This window comes from uncultured Pluralibacter sp. (assembly GCF_913775985.1).
Taxonomy (GTDB): Bacteria; Pseudomonadota; Gammaproteobacteria; order Enterobacterales; family Enterobacteriaceae; genus Pluralibacter.
In genome coordinates, this window is the sequence record NZ_CAJYMB010000027.1 from 1 (window position 1) to 4,624 (window position 4,624).

At 58.8% G+C, this 4,624-nt stretch carries 4 protein-coding genes and 1 tRNA gene; 4 read left to right on the forward strand and 1 reads right to left on the reverse strand.

The window, feature by feature from the left end:
- From QZ766_RS03660 to QZ766_RS03675, 4 genes are all read left to right on the forward strand, one after another.
- A partial coding sequence (locus QZ766_RS03660; protein ID WP_297197403.1) for a hypothetical protein occupies positions 1-354 on the forward strand: 354 nt, incomplete at its 5' end.
- Positions 355-512: 158 nt separating this feature from the next.
- Positions 513-588: transfer RNA gene (locus QZ766_RS03665), tRNA-Lys, on the forward strand.
- Positions 589-780: 192 nt separating this feature from the next.
- Positions 781-1,554, forward strand: a complete 774-nt coding sequence (locus tag QZ766_RS03670) for an N-acetylmuramoyl-L-alanine amidase (RefSeq protein ID WP_297197405.1) — start codon at positions 781-783, stop codon at positions 1,552-1,554.
- 387 nt (positions 1,555-1,941) lie between these two features.
- The gene (locus QZ766_RS03675; protein ID WP_297197407.1) at positions 1,942-2,544 is read left to right on the forward strand and encodes a transporter; all 603 of its coding nucleotides are present in this window, start codon (positions 1,942-1,944) and stop codon (positions 2,542-2,544) included.
- Between the two features lie 86 nt (positions 2,545-2,630).
- On the opposite strand, the gene QZ766_RS03680 is transcribed toward QZ766_RS03675, so the two are convergent.
- On the reverse strand, positions 2,631-4,624 hold a 1,994-nt coding region (locus QZ766_RS03680), incomplete at its 5' end, for a 2-oxoacid:acceptor oxidoreductase family protein (RefSeq protein WP_297197410.1).

The window sequence follows — 4,624 nt, forward strand, 5'->3', positions numbered from 1 at the left end:
ACCCCCACCGCGGCCCACAGCTTTATTTCGGCGTTCATTGCGGTGACCGGCGGCGTAATTGTGCGCGATGGACATCGTCCGGGGGAGGAGATTGGCCTGCCGGGCGAGCACTTCCGCCGGGTACAGCTTTCGTCGTCGGCGGGGCTGTTCAACGTCGTGATTCTGACTGACGATCAGAAAGCGCGGCTGGCCGCGCCCTGGCGGGAGATCAAAACCGATTTTGAGGTAGACGATCTGGCGAAGAGGGTTGCGCTGGCGAAGGCGAATCAGGTCTCCATTCTGGCGCAGTCCGACCGCAGTGCGGTGCTGGGCTTCACCGGCGGCTACGTGATTGAACTGCATCAAAAACGCTAATTAAGTCGGGGGCCCCGCGCGGCTCCCGCTTTCAATGATGAGATGTTACGCAACGCAGGGGCTTTATGCCCTCAGGCTATGATAAGCAATTACTTATGCCCGATCGATCTTGCGCCCGCAATCCCGCAGGCGTAAAGTCTTTCCCGCACTAACGGGACGGGCTGTTAGCTCAGCTGGTAGAGCAGTTGACTCTTAATCAATTGGTCGTGGGTTCGAACCCCTCACAGCCCACCACGCTTTTCAGTGCCACGCTTCGCGTTACCATCTCTTCATTATTTCATTCCGCCAATTTCCACACTTAGCGTCGGTTTTTAACCCGCAGCGGGTGGTGCACAATTGCAGCGGGATAAACATACCGCCCGATTTTTAGCCACCTTGCTGCAGCGCTGCGGGTAGCGAAATTCTGGCGCCATCAGGAGAGATTGTATGTATCAGATAGACCCCAATACCTACCGTTCGGTGAAAGGCTTTAACCGCCGGGTGCGTTTCCTCGTCATGCATTACACTGCCGTTGATTTCGCTACCTCAGTGAAGCTGCTGTCCGGCGACGGCGGGGCCAGCGCGCATTATCTGGTCCCGGACCCGAGCGAAAAAAGCTATATCGACGCCGGTTTTAACACCCTGCGCATCTTTAATTTGGTCGATGAATGCGAACGCGCCTGGCATGCCGGTGTCAGCAGCTGGGCCGGGCGCAGCAATTTGAACGATACCGCTATCGGTATTGAAATTGTGAATTTAGCCTCTGATGCCAACGGCGAATTTGTCTTTCCGCCATTTAACCCGCAGCAAATTTCAGCCGTGAAGCAGCTGGCGCTCAATATTATCCAGCGTTATCCCGATATGTCGCCGATCAATATTGTTGCCCACTCCGATATTTCCCCCGGGCGCAAAAGCGATCCCGGCGCGGCGTTTCCGTGGAAGGCGCTGTACGATGCGGGCATTGGCGCCTGGTATGATGATACGACGGTGAAGAAATATCAGGCGCAGTTCACAAGCCAGGGATTACCGGACAAAGCAGCAATTCTCGCGGCTCTGAAACGCTATGGCTACAGCACCGACGGCGCGGAAACGGACGAGGGCTATCAGGCGCTGATTCGCGCCTTCCAGCTGCACTTCCGCCAGCGGGACTACGGCGGTACGCCAGATGCTGAAACTGTCGCGATTCTTTATGCGCTGGTGGAGAAATACTTCCCGGCATAGCCTGCGATTTTTTTTATTCAGGCAGGCCCGCTCGGGCCTGCCGTTCAAAATCCAATTCCCGTACTGACGCCTACGCGGCTGCTGGAAGAGCCGCCCGCAGCGCCTATTTGTGTATCTGCACAACCGACAATCACCAATGTAAAAAGTAAACAGAGGATCCTCAACATATTCCGCCTCGCGTTAAAATCTGCTCCCCACAGCGCTCAGGGTTATTTCCGTCCCGGCATAAGATTATGGCAGACCGGTCGGGAAAATAAGCCTCACCGGCAGGATAAATATTCCACGATCTTTTCATGGATTAAGCTGTGTTTAACAACCCGCACGAAGTGAATAATGCAGCCAAAACCACACTTTATAATAGTGTTTTGCATCAATAATGTGGTTGTAATGTCTTTATTTAAACATTTTCTCTTTTTTGTCGCGGCCTGTCTCGGGCCGGTCATTACCGTGCTGTGCCTCTGGCTCGATCTCAATTTCTTTCGCGATACCGTCAGCGAGCTTTCCGTGACCGAGATAGTCCAGGAGGCGGTGCTGGCCGCCGTCGCGGTGATGCATTTCCTCTTTGCCCGCCGCTATACCGCATTTCGACAGTGCAATATTCTGATCGGCGGCCTGTTTCTGGCGATGCTTATCCGCGAGCTGGATGCGGTCTTCGATATGATCGCCCACGGCAGCTGGGTCTGGTTTGCCCTGGCGACGTCCGCAATCACTCTTGTCTGTCCGCTTGTTAAATGGAAAACCACTGCGGCGCAGCTGCAGGATTACACCCGCACGCCGGGTTACGGCATGATGATAGCGGGCCTGATAACCATTCTGGTTTTTTCCCGCCTGCTGGGAATGGGCGAGCTGTGGGGCTTTATTCTGCAGGACGGCTATGTTCGGGCGGCGAAAAACGCGGTGGAAGAGGGCTGTGAGATGTACGGCTACCTGCTGTGCCTGACGGCCACCGTGGGCTACGCCTTCTCGCTACGCAGGCAAAACGCGGCGTAATAAAAAGCCCGACGCAGGGTCGGGCCGGTCATCGTGCGTTGGATCCCGCTCGCTAATATCCCGAGCGGGATCCCTGCGGCAGCCGCTTATTCGGCGGCGCTCTTTTCTTCTTTTCCGGCCAGCCTGGCCAGGAAGTCGTAACGCTTCTGCAGATCCTCTGCCGCATCCTTCCAGAGCTGTTCGGCCACCTCCGGCTGCTGCGCATTAAGGCGACGGAAGCGCTGCTCTTTCATCAGCGTGTCGGCCAGCGCGTCGGACGGCGGGCGTGAGTCCAGCATCATCGGCACTTTGCCTTCGGCCTCGCGGCGCGGATCGAAGCGGAACAGCGGCCAGAAGCCGGTGGCGGTGAGCTGGCGCATCTGATCGTGGCTGAGCGCCAGATCGTAGCCGTGCTCTTCGCAGGGGCTGTAGGCAATGATCAGCGACGGGCCCGGGTAGGCTTCCGCTTCCTGAATGGCCTTCACCGTCTGGTTAAGCTGGGCGCCCAGCGAGATCTGCGCCACGTAAACATGGCCGTACATCATCATGCTGACGCCGAGATCTTTACGCGCCTTGCGCTTGCCGTGCTCGCCAAACTTGGTCACCGCCCCGAGCGGGGTTGCTTTTGATGCCTGGCCGCCGGTATTCGAATAGCACTGGGTATCGAGCACCAGAATATTGACGTTTTCCGTCAGGCTCATCACGTGGTCGAGACCGCCGAAACCAATATCGTAGGCCCAGCCGTCGCCGCCGATCAGCCAGACAGACTTCTCAACCAGCGCATCGGCATCGGTTAGCAGCTCGTGTGCCCCTTCCACGCCGTCCAGGTGCTGACGCAGGGCCGCCACCTGTTCGCGGCGGAGTTCTGGTGCGGCATCGGCGTGCAGTGCCGCATACAGATCGGCGGGTAGCTGGTCGGCAAAGCGCGCCAGCAGGCGCATGACGCGGCTGCGGTGCTGGTCCACCGACAGGCGGAAGCCGAGGCCGAATTCAGCATTATCTTCAAACAGCGAGTTGGCCCATGCCGGCCCGCGCCCGCTGGCGTCGGTGGTGTACGGCGTTGAAGGCAGGTTACCGCCGTAGATTGACGAGCAGCCGGTGGCGTTGGCAATCAGCATCCGGTCACCGTACAGCTGGGTAAGCAGCTTGATGTAAGGCGTTTCGCCGCAGCCGGAGCAGGCGCCGGAGTACTCAAACAGCGGGGTAAGCAGCTGCGAGGTGCGAATATCAATACGTTCCAGCGCGCTACGCTCGATTTCCGGCAGGGCGAGGAAGTAGTCGTAGTTGACCTTCTCTTCCTCCACGTGCTCAAGGCGCGACATCATGTTGATAGCCTTGATTTGCGGATCCTGACGGTCTTTTGCCGGGCAGACCTCGACGCACAGGTTGCAGCCGGTGCAGTCCTCCGGTGCTACCTGCAGAACATACTTCTGTCCGCGCATGTCGCGGGACTTCACATCCAGCGCGTGCAGGCTGGCGGGCGCGGCTTCCATTGCCTCCGGCGGCACCACTTTGGCGCGAATGGCCGAGTGCGGGCAGGCGGCAACGCAGTGGTTACACTGGGTGCAGAGGGACTCTTTCCAGATAGGGATCTCTTCGGCGATATTGCGTTTCTCCCAGCGGGTGGTGCCTACCGGCCAGGTACCGTCCGGCGGCAGCGCCGATACCGGCAGAGCATCACCGAGTCCGGCCAGCATGGCGGCGGTAACGGTTTTCACAAAGTCCGGGGCGGCATCGGACACCACCGGCGGACGGCAGGCGCTGCCGGCGTCTACCGGCTGCAGTGCCACTTCCGCCAGTGATTCCCGCGCCATGGCCAGCGCCTGCCAGTTACGCTCTACCAGCTCCTGGCCCTTGCTGCTGTAGCTTTTCGCGATGGCGTTCTGCAGCTCAACCAGCGCGCTGTCGCCGGGCAGAATGCGCGTCAGCTCGAAGAAGGCCATCTGCATCACGGTATTAATGCGCGCGCCGAGGCCGCATTCGCGGGCAATTTTCGCTGCGTTCACCACGAAGAAGCGGGCCTGCTTTTGATTCAGCACCGCCTGAACCTCCTGCGGCAGCCGGCTCCAGACCTCTTCTGCGCCGTAAGGGGTATTAAGCA

Bases quoted from the DNA above. Each gene is read 5' to 3' on its own strand.
- QZ766_RS03675 (WP_297197407.1), top strand. From the start codon at position 1,942: ATGTCTTTATTTAAACATTTTCTCTTTTTTGTCGCGGCCTGTCTCGGG.
- QZ766_RS03670 (WP_297197405.1), top strand. From the start codon at position 781: ATGTATCAGATAGACCCCAATACCTACCGTTCGGTGAAAGGCTTTAAC.